The organism is Mucilaginibacter sp., assembly GCF_041660805.1.
In the GTDB taxonomy this organism is placed as follows: domain Bacteria; phylum Bacteroidota; class Bacteroidia; order Sphingobacteriales; family Sphingobacteriaceae; genus Mucilaginibacter.
In genome coordinates, this window is sequence record NZ_JBAZVP010000005.1 from 68273 (window position 1) to 86845 (window position 18573).

19 protein-coding genes are annotated in these 18573 nt (G+C 40.9%); 14 read left to right on the forward strand and 5 right to left on the reverse strand.

What is annotated here, in order from left to right:
- The first annotated feature begins 17 nt into the window (after window positions 1-17).
- The 5 genes from WC743_RS09165 (at window position 18) to WC743_RS09185 (ending at window position 7647) form a co-directional block, all read left to right on the forward strand.
- The gene (locus WC743_RS09165; RefSeq protein ID WP_373011636.1) at window positions 18-1337 is read left to right on the forward strand and encodes a vanadium-dependent haloperoxidase; all 1320 of its coding nucleotides are present in this window, start codon (window positions 18-20) and stop codon (window positions 1335-1337) included.
- A gap of 26 nt (window positions 1338-1363) precedes the next feature.
- Window positions 1364-2926 (forward strand): FG-GAP repeat domain-containing protein, encoded by a 1563-nt coding sequence (locus WC743_RS09170; RefSeq protein WP_373011638.1) that lies wholly within the window; start codon window positions 1364-1366, stop codon window positions 2924-2926.
- A gap of 30 nt (window positions 2927-2956) precedes the next feature.
- Window positions 2957-4504, forward strand: coding sequence for an FG-GAP repeat domain-containing protein (locus tag WC743_RS09175; RefSeq protein ID WP_373011639.1), 1548 nt, complete (start codon window positions 2957-2959; stop codon window positions 4502-4504).
- A 219-nt stretch (window positions 4505-4723) separates the two neighbouring features.
- Window positions 4724-7135 (forward strand): ABC transporter permease, encoded by a 2412-nt coding sequence (locus tag WC743_RS09180; protein ID WP_373011640.1) that lies wholly within the window; start codon window positions 4724-4726, stop codon window positions 7133-7135.
- A gap of 125 nt (window positions 7136-7260) precedes the next feature.
- The gene (locus WC743_RS09185) at window positions 7261-7647 is read left to right on the forward strand and encodes a hypothetical protein (RefSeq protein WP_373011641.1); all 387 of its coding nucleotides are present in this window, start codon (window positions 7261-7263) and stop codon (window positions 7645-7647) included.
- Between the two features lie 27 nt (window positions 7648-7674).
- Here the strand turns inward: WC743_RS09185 and WC743_RS09190 are convergent, their stop codons facing one another.
- The 4 genes from WC743_RS09190 to pgmB form a co-directional block, all read right to left on the reverse strand.
- Complete coding sequence (locus tag WC743_RS09190) at window positions 7675-8484, reverse strand: helix-turn-helix domain-containing protein (protein WP_373011642.1); 810 nt, start codon at window positions 8482-8484, stop codon at window positions 7675-7677.
- Window positions 8485-8566: 82 nt separating this feature from the next.
- On the reverse strand, window positions 8567-9589 hold the full coding sequence (locus WC743_RS09195; RefSeq protein WP_373011643.1) for an SDR family NAD(P)-dependent oxidoreductase: 1023 nt from the start codon (window positions 9587-9589) through the stop codon (window positions 8567-8569).
- Between the two features lie 88 nt (window positions 9590-9677).
- The gene (gene bla, locus WC743_RS09200; RefSeq protein WP_373011644.1) at window positions 9678-10403 is read right to left on the reverse strand and encodes a subclass B1 metallo-beta-lactamase; all 726 of its coding nucleotides are present in this window, start codon (window positions 10401-10403) and stop codon (window positions 9678-9680) included.
- A gap of 29 nt (window positions 10404-10432) precedes the next feature.
- On the reverse strand, window positions 10433-11086 hold the full coding sequence (gene pgmB, locus WC743_RS09205; protein WP_373011645.1) for a beta-phosphoglucomutase: 654 nt from the start codon (window positions 11084-11086) through the stop codon (window positions 10433-10435).
- A gap of 98 nt (window positions 11087-11184) precedes the next feature.
- Here pgmB and WC743_RS09210 point away from each other — a divergent pair, with 98 nt between their 5' ends.
- Both WC743_RS09210 and WC743_RS09215 read left to right on the forward strand, forming a co-directional pair.
- Window positions 11185-11553 carry a hypothetical protein gene (locus WC743_RS09210; RefSeq protein ID WP_373011646.1) on the forward strand — a complete coding sequence of 123 codons (369 nt, stop codon included), beginning with the start codon at window positions 11185-11187 and terminating at the stop codon, window positions 11551-11553.
- A gap of 124 nt (window positions 11554-11677) precedes the next feature.
- Window positions 11678-12208: a ferritin gene (locus WC743_RS09215; protein WP_373011647.1), complete on the forward strand. Its 531-nt coding sequence runs from the start codon at window positions 11678-11680 to the stop codon at window positions 12206-12208.
- Window positions 12209-12210: 2 nt separating this feature from the next.
- On the opposite strand, the gene WC743_RS09220 is transcribed toward WC743_RS09215, so the two are convergent.
- Entirely contained in the window at window positions 12211-12459 is a 249-nt protein-coding gene (locus WC743_RS09220) for a (2Fe-2S) ferredoxin domain-containing protein (protein WP_373011648.1), read from the reverse strand.
- A 102-nt stretch (window positions 12460-12561) separates the two neighbouring features.
- Between WC743_RS09220 and WC743_RS09225 the strand changes: the two genes are divergently transcribed.
- The 7 genes from WC743_RS09225 (at window position 12562) to WC743_RS09255 (ending at window position 18346) form a co-directional block, all read left to right on the forward strand.
- Window positions 12562-12915 carry a VOC family protein gene (locus WC743_RS09225; protein ID WP_373011649.1) on the forward strand — a complete coding sequence of 118 codons (354 nt, stop codon included), beginning with the start codon at window positions 12562-12564 and terminating at the stop codon, window positions 12913-12915.
- 133 nt (window positions 12916-13048) lie between these two features.
- Entirely contained in the window at window positions 13049-13618 is a 570-nt protein-coding gene (locus WC743_RS09230; RefSeq protein ID WP_373011650.1) for a thermonuclease family protein, read from the forward strand.
- Window positions 13619-13704: 86 nt separating this feature from the next.
- Entirely contained in the window at window positions 13705-16137 is a 2433-nt protein-coding gene (locus tag WC743_RS09235) for a penicillin acylase family protein (protein WP_373011651.1), read from the forward strand.
- Between the two features lie 3 nt (window positions 16138-16140).
- Complete coding sequence (locus WC743_RS09240) at window positions 16141-16476, forward strand: hypothetical protein (RefSeq protein WP_373011653.1); 336 nt, start codon at window positions 16141-16143, stop codon at window positions 16474-16476.
- Between the two features lie 17 nt (window positions 16477-16493).
- The gene (locus WC743_RS09245) at window positions 16494-17057 is read left to right on the forward strand and encodes a DUF3885 domain-containing protein (RefSeq protein WP_373011654.1); all 564 of its coding nucleotides are present in this window, start codon (window positions 16494-16496) and stop codon (window positions 17055-17057) included.
- Between the two features lie 111 nt (window positions 17058-17168).
- Window positions 17169-17672: an RNA polymerase sigma factor gene (locus WC743_RS09250; protein ID WP_373011655.1), complete on the forward strand. Its 504-nt coding sequence runs from the start codon at window positions 17169-17171 to the stop codon at window positions 17670-17672.
- Between the two features lie 2 nt (window positions 17673-17674).
- Window positions 17675-18346 carry a hypothetical protein gene (locus WC743_RS09255; protein WP_373011657.1) on the forward strand — a complete coding sequence of 224 codons (672 nt, stop codon included), beginning with the start codon at window positions 17675-17677 and terminating at the stop codon, window positions 18344-18346.
- Window positions 18347-18573: the final 227 nt, after the last annotated feature.

The following is an 18573-nucleotide window of genomic DNA, read 5'->3' on the forward strand; positions in this document are numbered from 1 at the left end:
TATTGCCCAAACCAATTATGAAATACTTTAAGATCTTACTTGCCGCGGCCTTTGTGTTGGTTGTTGTAAGTTGTAAACAAAAAAATAAAGCCAAATTGTTAAGCGATGCCGAGGTTTTGCATGAAAACGTAGACCAGCTTACACAGGTTATAATTTATGATGTTTTTAGTCCGCCGGTTGCGAGCCGTATTTACGGGTACACTGCACTTGCTGCTTATGAGGCTATGCGCTTTGCCAACCCAAAGTACAATTCAATTGTGAGTCAGTTAAATGGTTTTAAGCCATTACCTCAGCCCCAAAAAGATAAAAAGTACAACTTTGCACTGGCTGCTACAAAAGCATTTTTTACTGTAGCACATAAAGTAACTTTTTCTGTTGATACGCTAAAAAAATACGAGAACAAGGTATTTGCCATGTACCAGGATAACCTGGACGACTCCACCTATGTACGTTCAATGGATTTTGGCGAAAAAATGGGTAAAGCAATACTAGCCAGGTCCGCATTTGATAATTATCCGCAAACAAGGGGCAAACCTCGTTTTCTGGGTAGTAACGCTGACGGAAAATGGCGTCCAACCCCACCAGATTACCTGGATGGTGTTGAGTTTTGCTGGGGAACAATGGAAACCTTCGCCGTAAAATCATCTTCAGATTTTGCTTTGCCGCCGCCACCGCCATTTAGCAATGACAAGAACAGCGAGTACTTTAAGCAAAATCTTGCGGTATACAATCAAAGCAAAAACAACACAAAAGAGCAAATTACAATAGCCAAATTTTGGGATGATAACCCCTTTGTTATACAGCATAATGGCCACATGATGTTTGTAAATAAAAAGATCACCCCGGGTGGGCATTGGATAGGCATTGCCGCTATTGCCTGTAAAAAAACAAAAGCCGATGCTGTCAAAACCGCTCAGGTTTACGCGCTAACATCAATTGCTTTATATGACGCGTTTATTTGCGGCTGGCAGGTAAAATATGGTACGGAATATATAAGGCCGGTTACTGTTATTAACGATAAAATTGACCATAACTGGCTGCCCTTATTACAAACCCCACCGTTTCCTGAATATCCGAGCGGGCATAGTGATATAAGCGGGGCAGCGGCAGTTATTTTAACCCACATTTTTGGGGATAACTTTGAATACATGGATACCAGTGATTTACGTTATATTGGTATGCAGCGCCATTTCGATTCGTTTTTAAAGGCAGCCGATGAGACTTCTATAAGCAGGTATTACGGCGGCATACATTATAAAATAAGCGTAGATGCCGGTGCCAAACAAGGCAGGCAAATAGGCGAATATATTTGGAACAAGCTAAAGTTGCAGAACTAAAATAATTAACAAGTACTAACGTTTTTATGAAACCAAATAGAACTTTTTTATTTACATCATCTATACTATCATTTGTTTTATTGCTATCAGCAAGTACATTGTTCAATGGCTGTAAAAGCAAATCGTCAACCACATCCACTTATGAATTAACCGGCGATACGTTAACAGACGGCAAGAACCTGGTACAGTTGCATTGTACAAAATGCCATTCGCTTGTACCTGTAAATGCGCTTACAAAAACCGTTTGGGCGGTGCATACCTTACCGGCAATGGCCCATTACCTGGGAATATCAACTTACGGTACAGATTACTATAAATCAGATAAGGATACCGCGGGTTTATCTCTTTTAGAGTGGCAGAGCATAGTTACTTATTATAAAAAATTAGCCCCGGACACGTTAATGCCTGCAAAAGCACCATCGCCTTTATTGAATGATTGGGCCGGGTTCAGCTTAATTAAACCGGCTAAGGTTAATGATATATGCTTTACTACCATGGTTGCTTCAAGCCCAACTACCGGCAAAATATATACCGGGGATGTGGTGTCCGGGTTTTTGACAGAATGGAGCAAAGACCTTAAAATAACTAATCAAACCAAGGTGCCATCGGCAGCAGTAAATGCCGATTTTATAAAAGATTCAACAGGCGCCGAACAGGCTATCATATCCTGCATTGGCCGTTTAGATCCTATCGACTTCCCAAATGGCAGGATCTACAATTTAAGTTTAACAGGTGGTAAAAGTCAGCAATTAACAGAAGTTGCATCAGATCTTCCGCGCCCGGTACAAACCCTTAATGCCGATTTTGATAAAGATGGCACAAATGAAATTGTAATATGCGGCCAGGGCAATTTAAAAGGGGGCGTATTTATACTGAAACCAACTGCCGATCATAAATCATACAAGCAATTCACTATTACAGACAGGCCGGGAGCAGTGCAGGCGGTAACAGGCGATTACAACAAAGATGGCTGGCCAGATCTGATGGTGTTATTTGGTAGTAATAATGAAGGTTTATCACTGTTTTTGAATGACCATAAAGGTGGCTTCACATCAAAAGAGCTGTTGGCTTTTCCACCGGTAAATGGTTCAACCAGTTTTCAGCTAACAGATATTGACCATGATGGCAACCTCGACCTGATCTACACCTGCGGTTATAACTATCGCGATTCAAGGATCTTAAAGCCTTACCATGGTTTATACATCTTTAAAAACCTTGGCGATTTTAAATTTAAACAAACCTGGTTTTACCCGATAAATGGTTGTACCAAAGCCATAGCCACTGATTTTGATAAGGATGGCGATTTGGATATTGCTACCATCGCCTTTTTTGCTGATATGAAGAATAAGCCAGCCGAAGAGTTTATCTATTTTGAGCAGGACAAGCCTATGAGCTTTAAAGCGCATGCTATACCGGTAAGCGAGCACGGCAGGTGGATGTCAATGGAAGTTGCAGATCGTAACAACGATGGCAAACCCGATATTATTTTGGGCAATTACGCGAGCGGACTATTGTTCCAGCCTAATTTTACGCCAAATTGGGACGAGCACACGCCATTTATAGTGCTGCAAAACAACATTAAAAAATAGTATCCTTGTATGATAACGAGTTAAATATTAATGCCTAACAAATACAGCTTATCGGCCAATGGTTTAGCCTTTTTAATTGCCGCAGTTACAACTGCGGCAATTTTTATGCTTAACGGTTGCGGTGAAAGCAAAACACAAAAGGCCGGAAACGCGGCAGCCGAAGGTAAAGCACTTTCTAAAAAATACTGCGTAAGCTGCCATATATACCCCGAAGCTGCTTTACTGGATAAAACAACCTGGGAGCGTGGCGTGTTGCCTGTTATGGCCGGTAAATTGGGCATACAGCAGGAAATGGGCGGTTACTACATGGATACCCGTTCACAGATAAGCCTTGATGACTGGAATAAGATCATCAAATATTATAAAGACGCTGCTCCAAAAAAATTAACGCTCCCTAAGCAAGACCCTGTTAAGGACTGGGCGGTATTTACTTTAAAACTGCCCGCAAAGGTAGATAAGAACGCCCCGCCTGCCATGACCAGCATGATCAAATTTAATCCACTTGATAAGCTGTTGTATACAGGTGCCGGGGACAATGTTTATAGCTGGGACAGCAAACTAAATGCCCGGCTGATAAAAAAACTGCCATCGCCGGTTACAGCGGCTAACTTCTTTAAAACCGCCGACGGAAAAAATGCGGGAATGTTTACCTGTATAGGCATACTGCCCCCTAATGACGAGCTAAAGGGCAGCATGGTGCAATTAACATTAGGCGATAAAGACACATCATCAACCCTGATAACAGACAGCTTGCCAAGGCCTGTGCAAACAGCCGCGGGCGATTTTAATAAAGATGGCCTTACCGATTATATTGTTTGCGGTTATGGTAATAACACCGGTGGCTTGTTCCTGGTACAGCAACAGGCCAATCATTCGTTTAAGAAAAAGATGATCCGCGCTATGCCGGGTGCTATTCAGTTAGAAACCGGTGATTTTAATAATGATGGATGGTTAGATGTGCTATGCCTTTTCGCACAGGCGGACGAGGGCGTTTGGATGTTCCTGAATGACAAAAAAGGCGGCTTTACTACACAGAACATAATGCGCTTTCCACCGGTAAACGGCAGCAATAGTTTCCAGCTGGTTGATATGAATAACGATGGTAAAAAGGACATCATTTATACCTGCGGCGATAATAACGATTACTCCAGCATATTTAAGCCCTACCACGGGGTTTATATATTCACCAACCAGGGTAACTGGAAATTCAAACAAACTTTCTTTTACCACATTAACGGCGCCTCAAAAGCAATGGCTGCTGATTTTGATGGCGATGGCGATATGGATATTGCTACCATCGCTTTCTTCCCCGATTTTGTAAACAAGCCATCAGAAGGGTTTACTTATATAGAGCAAACGGGGCCGGGCAAATTTAAACCGCACGAGATCCCGGTAAGCAAGTATGGCAGATGGATAGCTATGGAAGTAGCGGACATTGACGGTGATGGCGACCAGGACATTATATTGGGCAACTTCTCTATTTACGGTGATAAGCTGATCAACCAAAAGAATTTTAAGCCTAACTGGGACCTGCATGGCCCTATCATTATGCTTGAGAATAAAACACGGAAACGGTAGCAGTAAGTGTCCCCGCATTGTAAGGATCGGGTAAGAAAAAATTCAAAGTATTTCCTGTGTTTATCCAATGTACGAAACCGTACGTAGAACTGTCCGTTATCGTACACCCGTCGAATTTAAAGTGGCTTAATTGCTATAAAAATGGATGTTTTATGGTTGGCATTGGCTTTGAACAAATAATGTGTTCCTTTAAAAGCCGTCAAATTAAACCTATCTGTTATGTTAAAAAATTTATTTAAAACCGCCTGGCGTAATGTATCCCGTCACAAGTCGTATACATTTATCAATATCATAGGCTTAGGGTCGGGTATTGCTATTTGCCTCGTTATTTTTGTGCTGATACAGTTCCATTCCAGTTTTGATACTTTTCATACCAAAAAGGACAGGATATACCGGTTGCTTACAGAATACCACCATGCCGATTCAAAGGATATCTTTTACGGATCGGGTGTAGCACGTGCCATACCTCAGTCGCTAAAAACTGATATGCCGGAGATAGAACAAACAGCACCTATCTATCATCAAACCAATGAACAATTACAGGTATTAAATGCCGAAGGACATATCGAGAAGAAATTTAAAGAAACCGGGGGCGTATTTGCTACCAACCCTGCATTCTTCAAGATCTTTGATTTTCCGTTGCTGGAAGGCACTGCCGCATCATTAAAAGACCCCAATACGGTTTTATTGAGTAAAGAAACTGCCGAAAAATATTTTGGCGACTGGAAAACCGCAATGGGTAAAACCATTAAGTGGAACAATACAGATTTATTAAAGGTAACCGGGATACTGGCATCTATGCCCAAAAACACCGATTTTCAATTGAAGGTTGTAATATCAATAGGAACAGGTTTTACTGCGGATATACTTAAATCAAAAGATTGGGACAGCACCGGGAGTAATTTTGGCTGTTATGTATTATTAGCTCCAAATATAACAGAGGCACACCTTACCCAAAGGCTGCGTGCCCTTGTAAAAAAATATCATTCGCCTGATAATAAAGACAGCGAAGTAGCGCAGGTATTGGGCAGCGTGCATTTTGATGGTAAAACCGGCAACTATTCCAACCAATCCATCACTCCGCAAATGATTAATATGCTGTGGATGATAGCTTTATTTATATTGGTTATTGCCTGTGTAAACTTTGTAAACCTGGCAACAGCACAGGCGGTTAACCGTGCAAAAGAAGTAGGCGTACGCAAAGTACTGGGCGGGAACCGCGGGCAGCTGCAAATGCAGTTTTTAGCCGAAACATTAGTGATTGTTTTACTGGCATTAGTGTTATCAGCAGGTATAAGTGCTTTAGCTATCCCAATGATAGGTAAAATAATGGATCTGCCTTTGTCAGCAGGCATGCTGTTACAATTTAAGGTAGCGGCTTTTGTAATAGCATTAACAGCGGGGGTAACACTCATCGCGGGTTTTTATCCATCCTTAGTACTTTCGGGCTTTAACCCTATAAACGCTTTAAAGAGCAGGGTAGCTTTTAAATCCTCAAGAGGTATCTCATTAAGGCATGCGTTAGTGATATTTCAGTTTGTTATTGCCCAGGGACTCATCATTTGTACCATTATTATTGTAAAGCAAATGAATTACTTTACCCATGAAAGCATGGGTTTTGCAAAGGATGCCATTGTGAATGTGCCTTTCCCGTCTGATAGTGTGAGCATCAGCAAACTGGATTATCTGAAAAAGAGACTAACCGATATAAATGGGGTTGAGCAGGTGAGCCTAAGCTCGAATGTGCCGGTAGGAGAGGATGCAAACTGGACCATGTTTACCTATGAAAACGCGGCTAAGCCGGTAGATTTTTATTCGATCATAAAAATGGCAGACGACCAGTATTTACCAACTTATAAATTACAGCTTGCCGCAGGCCGCAACGTTTCGGCATCAGATACCATAAGGGAATTTTTAGTTAATGAAGCCCTGGTTCAAAAGCTTGGTATAGCAAACCCTAAAGATGCCCTTAATAAACAAATGGCATTAGGGAAATTTGCAAAAGGGCGCATAGTAGGGGTACTAAAAAACTATCATAACCGGTCATTCAGGGATGATTATGCGCCATTGATAATAACCACCTTTAAAAAGCAGTATGAAGTAAGCAATATCAAATTAACATCGGCTAACATCACCTCATCATTAAAAGGGGTAGAAAAATTATGGAACGAGGTTTATCCCGATTATGCATTTGAATACCAGTTTATGGATGAGCGTATAGCAGGCTTTTACAAACAGGAAAACCAGCTGGCCAGTATTTATGAATGCTTCGCGGCGGTTGCTATACTATTAAGCTGCCTTGGTTTGTATGGGTTGGCATCGTTTATGGCTGTGCAGCGGATAAAAGAAGTGGGCATCCGTAAGGTGCTTGGCTCTTCGGTATCTGGTATAGTTTATCTGTTCTCTAAAGAGTTTGTGGTGATGATAGCAATTGGGTTTGTTATTGCAACGCCAATTACCTGGTACTTCATGAATAAATGGCTGCAGGACTATATTTACCGGATCAATATCCATTGGAGCATATTTTTACTGGCAGGAGTTATAGCCATTGGAATAGCATTAGCCACAGTAAGCTTTCAGTTGATTAAAGCTGCACTTGTAAACCCCGTAAAAAGCTTGCGAAGCGAATAGTTAAAAGAAATATAAAATTATAATATTGGTTATCAGATAGATATAAATATGTTTGTTATTTTAATAGTACTATGTATTGCATATTACTATGTAATGTTTATTTTTGTTGAACAAATCAACCAAACATGAAAAAGTTCATCAGTAAAAACATACAAACAATTGCATTAGTATTATTAATGTTAATGAGTTTTGTGTCATGCCGCAGGAGTAATACAACCACAATAGTAACCAGTGATGGTTCTACATCGCAAAAAATTGAATATGTAGGCCGGATAGTATTTAGCCAGGATCAAACCCGGATTGAAAATATTGCAAAAGGTGGTTATGTTAAGTTTACCCGCGATGACAGAAGTGTAGAGGCAGAACCAGGATGGAATGGGAAAATAGCCTACAGATTTAATGGCGATAGCAAAGTGGACGTACTGACTGACGATCAAAAACAGTTTTTAAGCTATGCTATTAAAACCATCATTAAAGAGCGTGCTAAGCTAAGGGCGGTCAATAAAAATTAATTATCCGGATATAAATTACAAGGCTTTTTATTTATTAAGTAAAGTGTTGGGCGGGTATCCAAAATGATTTTTAAACGCATGCGAAAAGTGCGAAAGATTCTCAAAGCCCGCTTCCACATAAATATCATTGGGTTTTCGTTGTTTTTCTGCGATCTGATAATGTGCCAGTTGCAGCCGTTTTTCTGTCAGCCATTTTTGCGGATTAATGTTATAGGCTTTTTTAAAATCCCTTCTGAAAGTTGCCAGGCTGCGGCCGGTAAGATAGCCAAACCTATCTAACGGCATATTGAACATATAATGCCGTTCCATAAAATCGGTAAGGTTTATTTTGCCGGGCTCTTCAAATTTAGCCAGTACGCCATCTATATCCTTATCAATAGATCTTAATATACTTATGGCTTCTTCAATTTTGATATCCGCTATATCTGAAGGCAAATTTTCGCCGAGATCAAAATAGGGGATCAACGATGCCAGGCAGCTTTCCAGCAGAGGGTGTTTGGAGAAAAGAGATATTTTTGAATGAGGTTGTACCCTGCTAATAGCTTTATGCCTTGAATAATAGTCCTTTAACCGTTCTTTGGTCAAATGCATTGCCACAGATTTGTGCGACATCCCATCTTTTGGGTAATTGATAATAGTAGCCAGTTGGTTACGTGGAATAAGAAATATATCGCCTGCCTTAAAGGTGTAAGTAGCTTCGGCCTGTATGATTTTTGTTTCGCCGGATATAAACCAAACCAGAATATGATGCTCAAACATCACTTCTGTTTTAAAGAACTTTCCATTAAATTCAGAAAGCTTAATATCCGGGGTAATATATTTCGTTTCAAATTCCATTGGGTCGGGAGTAAATTTACAAAATAAAACAAGCCGAATAAATGGGTCCGGCTCGTCATAACAGATTTAGCTATTAGCCCGATCAGTTAACCGGAAACGATACACTTGTCATGCTTTCGGTTAGTGTCCACAATTTCTTCGCGTTTTCAGCATCAACAGAATAGGGTTGTACGCCATATAATGATGAAGGGTCATCATAATTATGTTCAATATTTCCTTCGTCCAGTTCGGCCACGTCTGCATTTTCGCAGTATACACCACCAATATCATTTAATTGCGGACTGCTGGCACACCAAACTGATGTAGCGGCACCTTGCTCAACGTTTTTTAATTTGGCTGCCACTTCCGGGAATATGTTTCCGTCTGCATCATGCGTGCCCATTTGTTGAAATAAAGCCATAGGTGCAACACGCCCAAGGTCGGTACCAATTACAGACCCCGGATGCACAGAAAAGGCACGTACGCCAAACGCTTTGGCCCGGTGGTCAAGCTCTACCGTAAAAAGATTATTGGCCGTTTTTGATTGCCCGTAACCTTGCAGCGTTTCATACTCCCTGTTTGTAAAATTAGGATCGTCAAAGTTGAAAGGGGCCATTTGATGGCCGAATGAAGATAAATTTATAACACGTGCGTTACCGCTATTCTTTAATGCCGGCCAAAGTTTTGCAGTGAGCTGAAAGTGCCCTAAATGATTGGTAGAAAGCTGAGATTCATAACCCCTTTTATCGCGTTGCAAGGGCACCCACATAATGCCCGCATTATTAACAAGAATATCAAGTGAATTATTAGCGGCAAGAAACTTTTCTGCAAAAGCATTTATAGATTCCGGATCGGCAAGATCCATTTTTTCGATTGTTATGTTGGGCAAACCGGCTAAGTTATTTGCTGCCTTGCGGGTATCACGGGCCGGTATAATAACTGTTGCGCCGGCGGCAACAAAGGTTTTCACTGTTTCTAAACCTATGCCTGCATAGCCGCCTGTAACAATTGCGGTTTTACCGGTCAGGTCAATTCCTTTTATAACATCCTGAGTAGTTGAAGTTGCGCCAAACCCCGAATTAAGGGGTTGTTGTAATGCGCCGTTGTAATTGTCGTTCGTTTTCATCTTTAAATTTTATAAGACAAATCTACCGACAACCTAAGAAGGGGGCTTTGTTTAAAGCGTCAAATTGCTTTGTTTAAAACGTCATTTTTTATTGTGTGCTGCTTACAACTTTAATTGTATGCGTTAACTGTTCCCGGCCGCCCTGCCAGCCCTGGTGGCCCGGAATAAGGTAATTAACCTGTTTAAATTTTGCATATACCTTACGGATGCTTTTTGGCCATTCTGTAACGTTGGCATCGGCTAAATAGCCCTTGCTTTCGGTATCCATACTTTTAACCAGGCATCCGCCAACAAGAATTTTATCCTGCGGAAACCAAACTACAATATTATCGGCTGTATGCCCCGGCCCCGGGAAATAAGTTTGAAGTTTAATGCCTCCAACGGTAAATGTGGTATCGTTCTTAAATGTAAATTCGGGAACTTTCAAACCCTTTGTTTTGGCAAGGGTTTGTGTAAGCTTAGTGCTGTACGTTTTAGTCCCGTGTTTTTTTAAAACAGCCACACCGCCGGTGCGGTCGTCATGGAAATGGGTAGAAATGCAAAGCACTATGTTTTTATTAAATCGCTGCTTTACAGAATCTATTAATTGTTGTGTCTGGTTTTCGTCCCATGGGGTATCTACTAATACTATACCTGCATCAGTTACGGCAAACAGGCTGTTGGCGGGAAAGGGTGTTGGCCCGTCCGGCAAACCATATGAGGTACACACATAAAAGTTTTGCGTAAGATGTTTAATGCTGATCTTAAACGCCGGGGTTTGTGCCTTCGCAATAACAGAGACTAACAAAAACAATATAGAAATTTTGATCTTCATCTTTACAACCTTTACAACCTTTACAACCTTTACAATTCTTTCAACATTTCCAACGTCATCATATCCAGTCCGCTAATCACAATATTAGCTTCTTTAAGCAATTCAGGCGAGCCAATGCCTACTGTTTTCATGCCGCCGTTTATGGCTGCTTCTACGCCGGCTATAGCATCCTCAAACACCACGCATGCAGCGGGGGCAACCTGCAAAGCTTCGGCACCTTTTAAAAACACTTCCGGATCGGGTTTGGGGTTAGTTACACTGTTGCCATCTATAATCGCGTCAAATAATGGTAACAATTCCAGCTTGGCCAATATGGTAGGTGTGTTCTTACTTGCCGAACCAATAGCGGTTTTGATCCCGGCATCGCGGCAGCTTTGTACAAATTCACGTGCACCGGGCAAGATCTCCGCTGGTGTCATTTTATTGATCATTTCGGTATACCAATCGTTTTTGCGGGTAGCAAGCTGCAGCTTATCGGCTTCAGTTTTATCGGTAACGTTTCCCCAGCCTAATATCAGGTTAAGCGATGCCATACGGCTAACACCTTTTAATTGCTCATTCTGGTGTTCTGTAAAATCAAAGCCCATATCATTGGCCAGGCGTTTCCATGCTTTATAATGATATACTGCTGTATCAACAATTACTCCGTCCAGATCAAATATGCAGGCTTGTATGTTTTTCATAAGCCGTAAAGTTATAAGTTGACTTGTTAATAATCATTATAAATAATTGTTAACATTATTTGGATTAATTATAAATAACCTTACATTTGTAATCAGATATGGTTACAACCCTAATAAATTCTCAACAAAACACTTGGTCTGATGTGTTTAGTACGCAAAATGGTGCTGTATATCAAAGCGATGCAGAGCGTTGCTGGTATGTTGATTTTGCCGGTAAAGTTGCCAAATTTGATTACCGTTGTTTGCTAAAACTAAAAAAAGCGGTTTATAACGTTGATATTGAAGCCAAACTGCTCGAAACATCCAAAGACCCTGATGTTGAGATCCTGTTTATCTGCGCCTGTGACCATTGTTACATTCTTTCCCTTTTACAGATCATCGCCCTTAAAGAATTATTAGAAGGCACATTTGTAATGCTCCAGCTAAACCACATTTTACAGGATAAGCTGTATCGCCTTGCTGTTTAGTAATTTAGACTGAATTCATATTGTCTTTATTTTCTCCTTTTGCTCGTTTATAGCGTTATATTGTATAATTATTTAAGTCGGCACGTTTGTTGCCTTATCATAAATAGGTTTAAACATATACAACATGAAAGATCTTATCCGTATAAGAAGTTTGATCTCTGCCGAGGTAGAGGCGCTTTTAAATCAGCAAGTTAAAAAAGAAGCAAATTCATCAGCGGTATATTTGTCAATGGCATCATGGTGTAACCGTAACGGTTACGACTATTCATCTGAGTATTTTTTTAAACAAGCGGATGAAGAAAGACAACACCAATTGAAATTTTACAAATACATTTTAGATATGGGCGGTAACGCTATATCGCCGGATGTAACAGGTATAAAACAAGAATATAACTCTTTCCGCGAAGTTTTTGAAGAAGCGCTTGATCAGGAGATAAGCGTTACCCAGTCTATCAAAAACATTTACGCCCGCTGCTTAAAAGAGCAGGATTTTGTTACCAATGAATTTTTAAACTGGTTCCTGAAAGAACAACGCGAAGAAGAATACAAAGCACGCCGCGCGCTGGAATTGTTTGATGTTATTGGCGAAGAAGGTACCGGCAGATGGCAGATTGACAAGCACGTTGGCGGTATTAAATACGACAGCGAAGCTTAATACTAACTGTTTAAAAGCTTTAACACATCTTTCTCCGAATATTCTTTTAACCAGATATTTCCGGGAGATAAAGTACAGACCGGTGCATAATCACACCGGTCTGTGCATTCTATACGAAATACCTCAATATCTTGCGGACTGTGTTTAGCAAACTTTTTAGCGGCTTTATACATATCTTTTCCGCCCTTTTTGCCGCATTTGCTTCCTGTACATACAAACAGCACTTTATCCGGTACAGTAAATTTACTCATCTCAAAAAAATTTCCTAACTTATAATTAAACTAACAAATATCAGATTTATTTTTGATACAGGTTGTTATTATAAAACCATGAACAATTAAACCAGATTAATCATGAAATCACTTGAAATTATATCTATACCTGTTACCGATCAGCAGGTTGCGAAGGAGTTTTACCTTAAAATAGGTTTTAACATAATTGTTGAAGCACCTTTTCAGGGTGGCAGCAGTTGGATCCAAATGAGTTTGCCCGATGCCCAAACATCCATAACGCTGGTAAACTGGTTCCCTGAAATGCCCGCGGGCAGCGTGCGTGGCCTGGTGATAAAATGCGATGACCTGGATAAAGAAATTGAAGAGCTAACCGCCAAAGGTGTTGTTGTTGCCCCTGCAGATAAAACACCCTGGGGCCGTTTTGCATCAGTAAAAGACCCGGATGGCAACACGCTGAGCCTGCATGAGAAATAGAGGGGAGCAGTTAACGGTTTGCAGTAAGCATCAGGTATGTTATTGCCGGAGCGCAGCGACGTGGCAATCTCGTCGTTAGTGTATTGGCCGCCTTTGCGCGAAATCCTAATTTGAAAATGCTATTATTGCACCCATGCTCAAAAAGTCCTTTCTCTTTTGTCTTTTCATCATTACGCTTACCACCGCCTGTAACAAACAGGAAACCTTATACAAAGTAGTAAAAATAAAAGATGGCGATACGGTTGAGCTGCTATCGCCAGATCATCAGAACATTACCGTTCGTTTCGCTGAAATTGACGCACCCGAAAAGAGCCAGGCATTTGGGCAGGCCGCTAAGCAATTTACCTCTGATCTGTGTTTTGGTAAGATGGTAAAGCTGGTTGGTAACCAGCATGACCGCTATGGCCGTACAGTTGCCCAGATTGTGCTGGAGAACGGCATCAACGTAAATTATGAGATTGTAAAAAACGGCTATGCCTGGCAATACCTGGCCTACTCGCATAATATGGAACTGGCCGGACTGGAGCAGCATGCCCGCGAAAATAAACTGGGACTTTGGCAGGATGCCAACCCAACACCTCCCTGGAATTTCAGAAAAGGAGAGAAGCAGCAACGGGTGGAGAAAAAAGAAAAAAATCAGAGAAAAACAAAACGTCACTACAAAAAACGCAAGCCAAAACAGCCAGAAACCGTATCGTTTTGATAGGAATCCGTATCTTTTTTTGATGGGTTTTTAATCAGAAAACTATTCCCAATTATTACTTATCTTGCCTAACCTATTCGTATCTGATGAAAATATTTAAGGCATTTATTTCCGTTGCGATAACTGTGGCGCTCATATGGGCAATGCAAACAAAATTTGGCGATATACCGCCTGTCGGGGCCTTTCTTAACCCCGCTACCGGTTTCTGGCAAAATGCCGAAAGTAAGAATATTGAGCCGTCAGGAAGCTTGAAATTGAAAGGTTTGCAGGGCAAGGTAACTATCCAGTATGATGAGAACCGCATCCCCCACATCTTCGCCGAAAATGACCATGACCTTTATTATGCCCAGGGCTATATAACCGCGCAGGAACGCCTTTGGCAAATGGATATCCAAACCCGCAGTGCAGCGGGCCGCCTGTCAGAAGTGGTTGGTGCTAAGGCATTAGAGCTTGACCGTTATCACCGCCGCATGGGTATGGTTTACGGTGCGGAAAACACCCTTCGCGGAATGATGAAAGACCCTGTAATGAAGGTAGTTATCAACGCGTATGCAGAAGGTGTAAACGCTTATATCCACCAGCTTTCTCCGCGCCATTATCCTATTGAATTTAAGTTGCTTAACTATGCCCCGGAGGAGTGGAAACCCATCAATTCGGCGTTTTTGTTAAAGCTGATGTCAGAAACATTATCGGGTGGCTCAAACGAGCTGGCCATGACCAATGTATTGAACAAGTTTGGTGCTAAGGTAACCAGCGATCTGTTTCCTGACTATCCTACTCGTGAAGATCCTATTATCCCGGCAGGTACAAAATGGGATTTTAAACCGTTGCCCATACCACAACCGCCCGCAAGCTTTAAGGCACAGATGGTTGCCGGTATGCAAACAAAGGATAGGGTAGAAGGCATAGGCAGTAATAACTGGGCCATCAGCGGCTCAAAAACGGCTACAGGCTTCCCTATACTGGCCAATGACCCGCATTTAGATCTTACTTATCCATCTATCTGGTATCAGGTACAGCTATCGGCACCCGGTGTAAATGTTTACGGGGTAAGCCTGCCCGGCGCGCCTTGCATTGTCATTGGCTATAATCAAAAAATTAGCTGGGGCGTAACCAATGTTGATGCCGATATACTGGATTGGTACCAAATAAAGTTTAAGGACGGTAGTAAGAATGAATACTGGTACAACAATAAATGGAATAAAGTAACAAAACGCATAGAGGTTATAAAAGTACTTGGGCAGCAACCAATTGTTGATACCGTTTTATACACCGTGCATGGCCCGGTAGTTTATGATAACGCGGGTATAGCTAGTGAAGACAGGAAAAATGTTCCGGTTGGTAATGCCCTGCGCTGGGTGGCACATGACGAATCTGACGAGTTTAAAACCTTTTACCTGCTTAACCGTGGTAAGAATTATGCCGATTATCGCGAAGCTTTGCGGTACTTTTCGGCTCCTGCACAGAATTTTGTTTTCGCATCCGCGGATAATGATATCGCCATTACACCAAACGGTAAGCTGCCTTTAAAATATAAAGACCAGGGCAAATTTATTATGGATGGCAGCGACCCGGCTAATGACTGGCACGGCTTTATCCCTTACGAGCAAAACCCAACGGTTAAAAACCCACCGCGTGGCTTTGTAAGTTCGGCCAACCAATCATCAACAGACCAAACTTATCCATATTATATTAACTGGCAGTTTGCGCCTTATGAGCGTGGTAAGCGCATAAACGACCGGCTGGGCGCCATGCAAAAGGCCACTATTGATAGTATGCGTGTTTTGCAAACCGATAGCTACAGTATCCGCGCGCAAGACCTGTTACCGGCCATGTTGAACAACCTGGATGCCAGTAAGCTGGATGATACGCAGCTAGCGGCTTTAAAAGAATTAAAAAGCTGGAACAAAGATTATAGCCCTAACTCAATTGGTGCCAGCATTTTCGCCACATGGAGCAACCGGTTTTACAGGCTTACCTGGAATGATAGCTTTAACGATAAAAAAACCTTGCTGAATATTCCAACTATGGACCGGACGGAAGAACTGCTGATAAAAGATCCAAATTCTATTTGGTTTGATGACAAGCGTACACCTGTAAAAGAAACGGCGGCAGATGTGCTGAGCAGGTCGTTCAATTCCACAATTGACGAACTAACCCGTACCCACGGTAAGCTTGGCACCGGTTGGGCCTGGGGGAAGGTAAGGCCATTTGAAGTTAGGCATTTGGCTAAGCTGGCGGGCTTTGGCTCCGGTAATTTTGAAAGTTCGGGTACAAGTTCAACCATAAACGCGCTTTCAGAAGGGCATGGCCCCTCATGGCGTATGGTGGTGCAAATGGGGCCGCAAACCAAGGGCTACGGCATTTTACCGGGCGGGCAATCGGGCAACCCGGGTAGCTTTTTTTATGACGATATGCTGCAAACCTGGAAGGATGGAAAGCTGAAGGAGCTGCTGTTCCTGAACTCGGCAACTGAAAAATCACCACGGATAAAAACAACATTAACATTAAGTAAATAACCTATGTTATTCCCCCTCATTTTATTTTTAGCATTTGTTAGCGGCTACCTTTTGCCATGGTGGGCAGCTTGTATCCTTGCATTTGCCGCCGCATTTTTCTTCGGCAAAACGTCGGGGCCAAGCTTTTGGTCGGGTTTTGCGGGATTTGGATTGGCCTGGATTGCACTTGCATTATTAAAAAGCTTCCCTAATGAGCACATTCTGGCCACACGTGTAGCGCATCTGTTCCATTTACCCAACTGGTTATTGCTGCTGGCGGTAACCGCGCTTATAGGTGCATTGGCAGGAGGGATGTCGGCATTGTCTGGTGTGTTGGTGAAGCGGGTGTTTGAGAAATAGTATTCATAAGTAATAACATGATTGATAATGCCACTGATTTTGAAGATTTTTTTACAACGATTTTTGGAGATATTAATCGAAGTACATTAAGTTCAGTTAATGAGAACAGAATAAGATTTGAATTAGGCGGTGAAGAAGTGGATTCAAAGAGAATTGCACAGGCATTAGATAGGAGTAATCAAATTTTACAATACTGTTTACATAACCTGGATGTATGGCTAAGAATTGTTTTATGGAGTGACAAGGAAGAAGCATTTTTAGAAAAAGCCGGATTAGTTATTCAGTCAGCTAATAACATTTTCAGACAAAAGAATAACGAGGAAGCATTATATCTGTATTATGATAGATTTTCAAAATCCATAGTGAAACCGGTAATTACTTCCATAATTAATTATGATATAGGCGAAGAACCATCAGCAAATATCACGTGTTACTTTATCAATTTTGAAAAGCAGATTGTAATAAATATTTATGATGATAGAGGAATGGATATTTATTCTACAAATAAAAAAATCATTGAGCGTACCTCAGATAAATTCTATACCTGGCTTATAGCTCCGGCTGGCATACCGTTCATTTAGATATTATATTACAGTTAACTTACTTTTAATCTGTCTATCCAATAAATAATTTTTAATCCGTTTGTGATTATTCCTCGCTTCCAACGAATAATGGTGTAAATAATCAACCCAATGAGTTTGCAGGCAAACAAAGATCAATTCTTACACCTAATACAACATAATAAAAAGCTCATTTTTAAAGTCTGCAATACCTATTGCAGCGATCCGGAAGACCGTAAAGATCTTGTACAGGAAGTTATCATTCAGCTTTGGCGCTCATACGGCAGTTATAACGATAAGTACAAACTCTCCACCTGGATGTACCGTATAGCGCTAAACACTGCCATTTCTTTTTATCGCTCTGATAATAAAAGGCGCAATAATACGACATCCATGCATGAAAATATTATCGACATTCCCGATGATGATAATTCGCAGGAATTGAATGAAAAAATTGCGATGCTTTATCAATTTATTGGAAATATGAACAAGTTGGATAAAGCCCTTATGATACTTTATTTAGACAATAACAGCTATAAGGATATGGCCGACATACTTGGGATTAGCGAAACCAATGTGGCTACCAAGATCAGCCGGTTAAAACAATATTTAAAACATCAATTTGTAAAAGCTTAAACATGGAACTGCAAGAATTAAAAAATATATGGGCCGAGTACGATAGGAAACTGGACCGTAACCTGCATTTAAATATGCAACTGCTAAGGCAAATGAATTTTGATAAAGTAAAAAACAAGCTAAGTAAATTGCTTTTCTATAAAGTTATTGAAATGATCATATTTGGCTCTGCTATTATTTATCTGGGGCGGTTTACGGTCAACAATTGGTCGGTGCCACAATTAAGCATATCGGCAATTATAATCGGTGCCCTATTTATGGTGTTTTTTGTATATGATATAAAACAGGTATCAATTATTATACAGTTACAAATGGGTTATAGTAGTGCTGTAGCGCCTATCCAAAAGAAAATAGAGCAGCTTAAATTAACGATAGTAACCTATGTTAAAATTACCTTACTGTTGTTTCCTTTATATCCTTTATTGTTGCTGTTGGCTGGTAAAATGATTTTTAATATGGATTTCTTAGATAGCAGGCACAAAACATATTTCTTATCAAGTGCCAGTTTAGGCCTGGTGCTTTTAATATTGGCCATTTGGTTTCTGAGGCAGCTAAACAGTAAAAATATAAATAGTACAGCAGCAAAAATTTTATTAACAGGCTCGGGGTGGTACCAGGCAAATTCAGCGTATAAGTTTTTGGGAGAGATAGAAAAATTTGAGCAGGAAGCTTAAGTTAAAAAGGAGGCCGTCTCATAAATAAAAAACAAATCTGGTAAGAAGAAGAAAATTTGGTGTCAATCTCTCTTTGTGCCCTGTGCTTAATTTATCACCACAGAGAACACAAAGAGAGAGAAAAACACAAAGATCACAGAGATTTATATTGATGGTAATTAGAAATGCTTTGTGGTCTTTGTGCAAAATCTTAGCGCCCTTTGTGGTTAATTTTACCACAGAGAACA

Excerpts from the sequence above, each read along its gene's own strand:
- WC743_RS09165 (WP_373011636.1), top strand. The coding sequence starts at position 18 with ATGAAATACTTTAAGATCTTACTTGCCGCGGCCTTTGTGTTGGTTGTT.
- WC743_RS09170 (WP_373011638.1), top strand. The coding sequence starts at position 1,364 with ATGAAACCAAATAGAACTTTTTTATTTACATCATCTATACTATCATTT.
- WC743_RS09175 (WP_373011639.1), top strand. The coding sequence starts at position 2,957 with ATGCCTAACAAATACAGCTTATCGGCCAATGGTTTAGCCTTTTTAATT.
- WC743_RS09180 (WP_373011640.1), top strand. The coding sequence starts at position 4,724 with ATGTTAAAAAATTTATTTAAAACCGCCTGGCGTAATGTATCCCGTCAC.
- WC743_RS09185 (WP_373011641.1), top strand. The coding sequence starts at position 7,261 with ATGAAAAAGTTCATCAGTAAAAACATACAAACAATTGCATTAGTATTA.
- WC743_RS09190 (WP_373011642.1), bottom strand. The coding sequence starts at position 8,484 with ATGGAATTTGAAACGAAATATATTACCCCGGATATTAAGCTTTCTGAA.
- WC743_RS09195 (WP_373011643.1), bottom strand. The coding sequence starts at position 9,589 with ATGAAAACGAACGACAATTACAACGGCGCATTACAACAACCCCTTAAT.
- bla (WP_373011644.1), bottom strand. The coding sequence starts at position 10,403 with ATGAAGATCAAAATTTCTATATTGTTTTTGTTAGTCTCTGTTATTGCG.
- pgmB (WP_373011645.1), bottom strand. The coding sequence starts at position 11,086 with ATGAAAAACATACAAGCCTGCATATTTGATCTGGACGGAGTAATTGTT.
- WC743_RS09210 (WP_373011646.1), top strand. The coding sequence starts at position 11,185 with ATGGTTACAACCCTAATAAATTCTCAACAAAACACTTGGTCTGATGTG.
- WC743_RS09215 (WP_373011647.1), top strand. The coding sequence starts at position 11,678 with ATGAAAGATCTTATCCGTATAAGAAGTTTGATCTCTGCCGAGGTAGAG.
- WC743_RS09220 (WP_373011648.1), bottom strand. The coding sequence starts at position 12,459 with ATGAGTAAATTTACTGTACCGGATAAAGTGCTGTTTGTATGTACAGGA.
- WC743_RS09225 (WP_373011649.1), top strand. The coding sequence starts at position 12,562 with ATGAAATCACTTGAAATTATATCTATACCTGTTACCGATCAGCAGGTT.
- WC743_RS09230 (WP_373011650.1), top strand. The coding sequence starts at position 13,049 with ATGCTCAAAAAGTCCTTTCTCTTTTGTCTTTTCATCATTACGCTTACC.
- WC743_RS09235 (WP_373011651.1), top strand. The coding sequence starts at position 13,705 with ATGAAAATATTTAAGGCATTTATTTCCGTTGCGATAACTGTGGCGCTC.
- WC743_RS09240 (WP_373011653.1), top strand. The coding sequence starts at position 16,141 with ATGTTATTCCCCCTCATTTTATTTTTAGCATTTGTTAGCGGCTACCTT.
- WC743_RS09245 (WP_373011654.1), top strand. The coding sequence starts at position 16,494 with ATGATTGATAATGCCACTGATTTTGAAGATTTTTTTACAACGATTTTT.
- WC743_RS09250 (WP_373011655.1), top strand. The coding sequence starts at position 17,169 with ATGAGTTTGCAGGCAAACAAAGATCAATTCTTACACCTAATACAACAT.
- WC743_RS09255 (WP_373011657.1), top strand. The coding sequence starts at position 17,675 with ATGGAACTGCAAGAATTAAAAAATATATGGGCCGAGTACGATAGGAAA.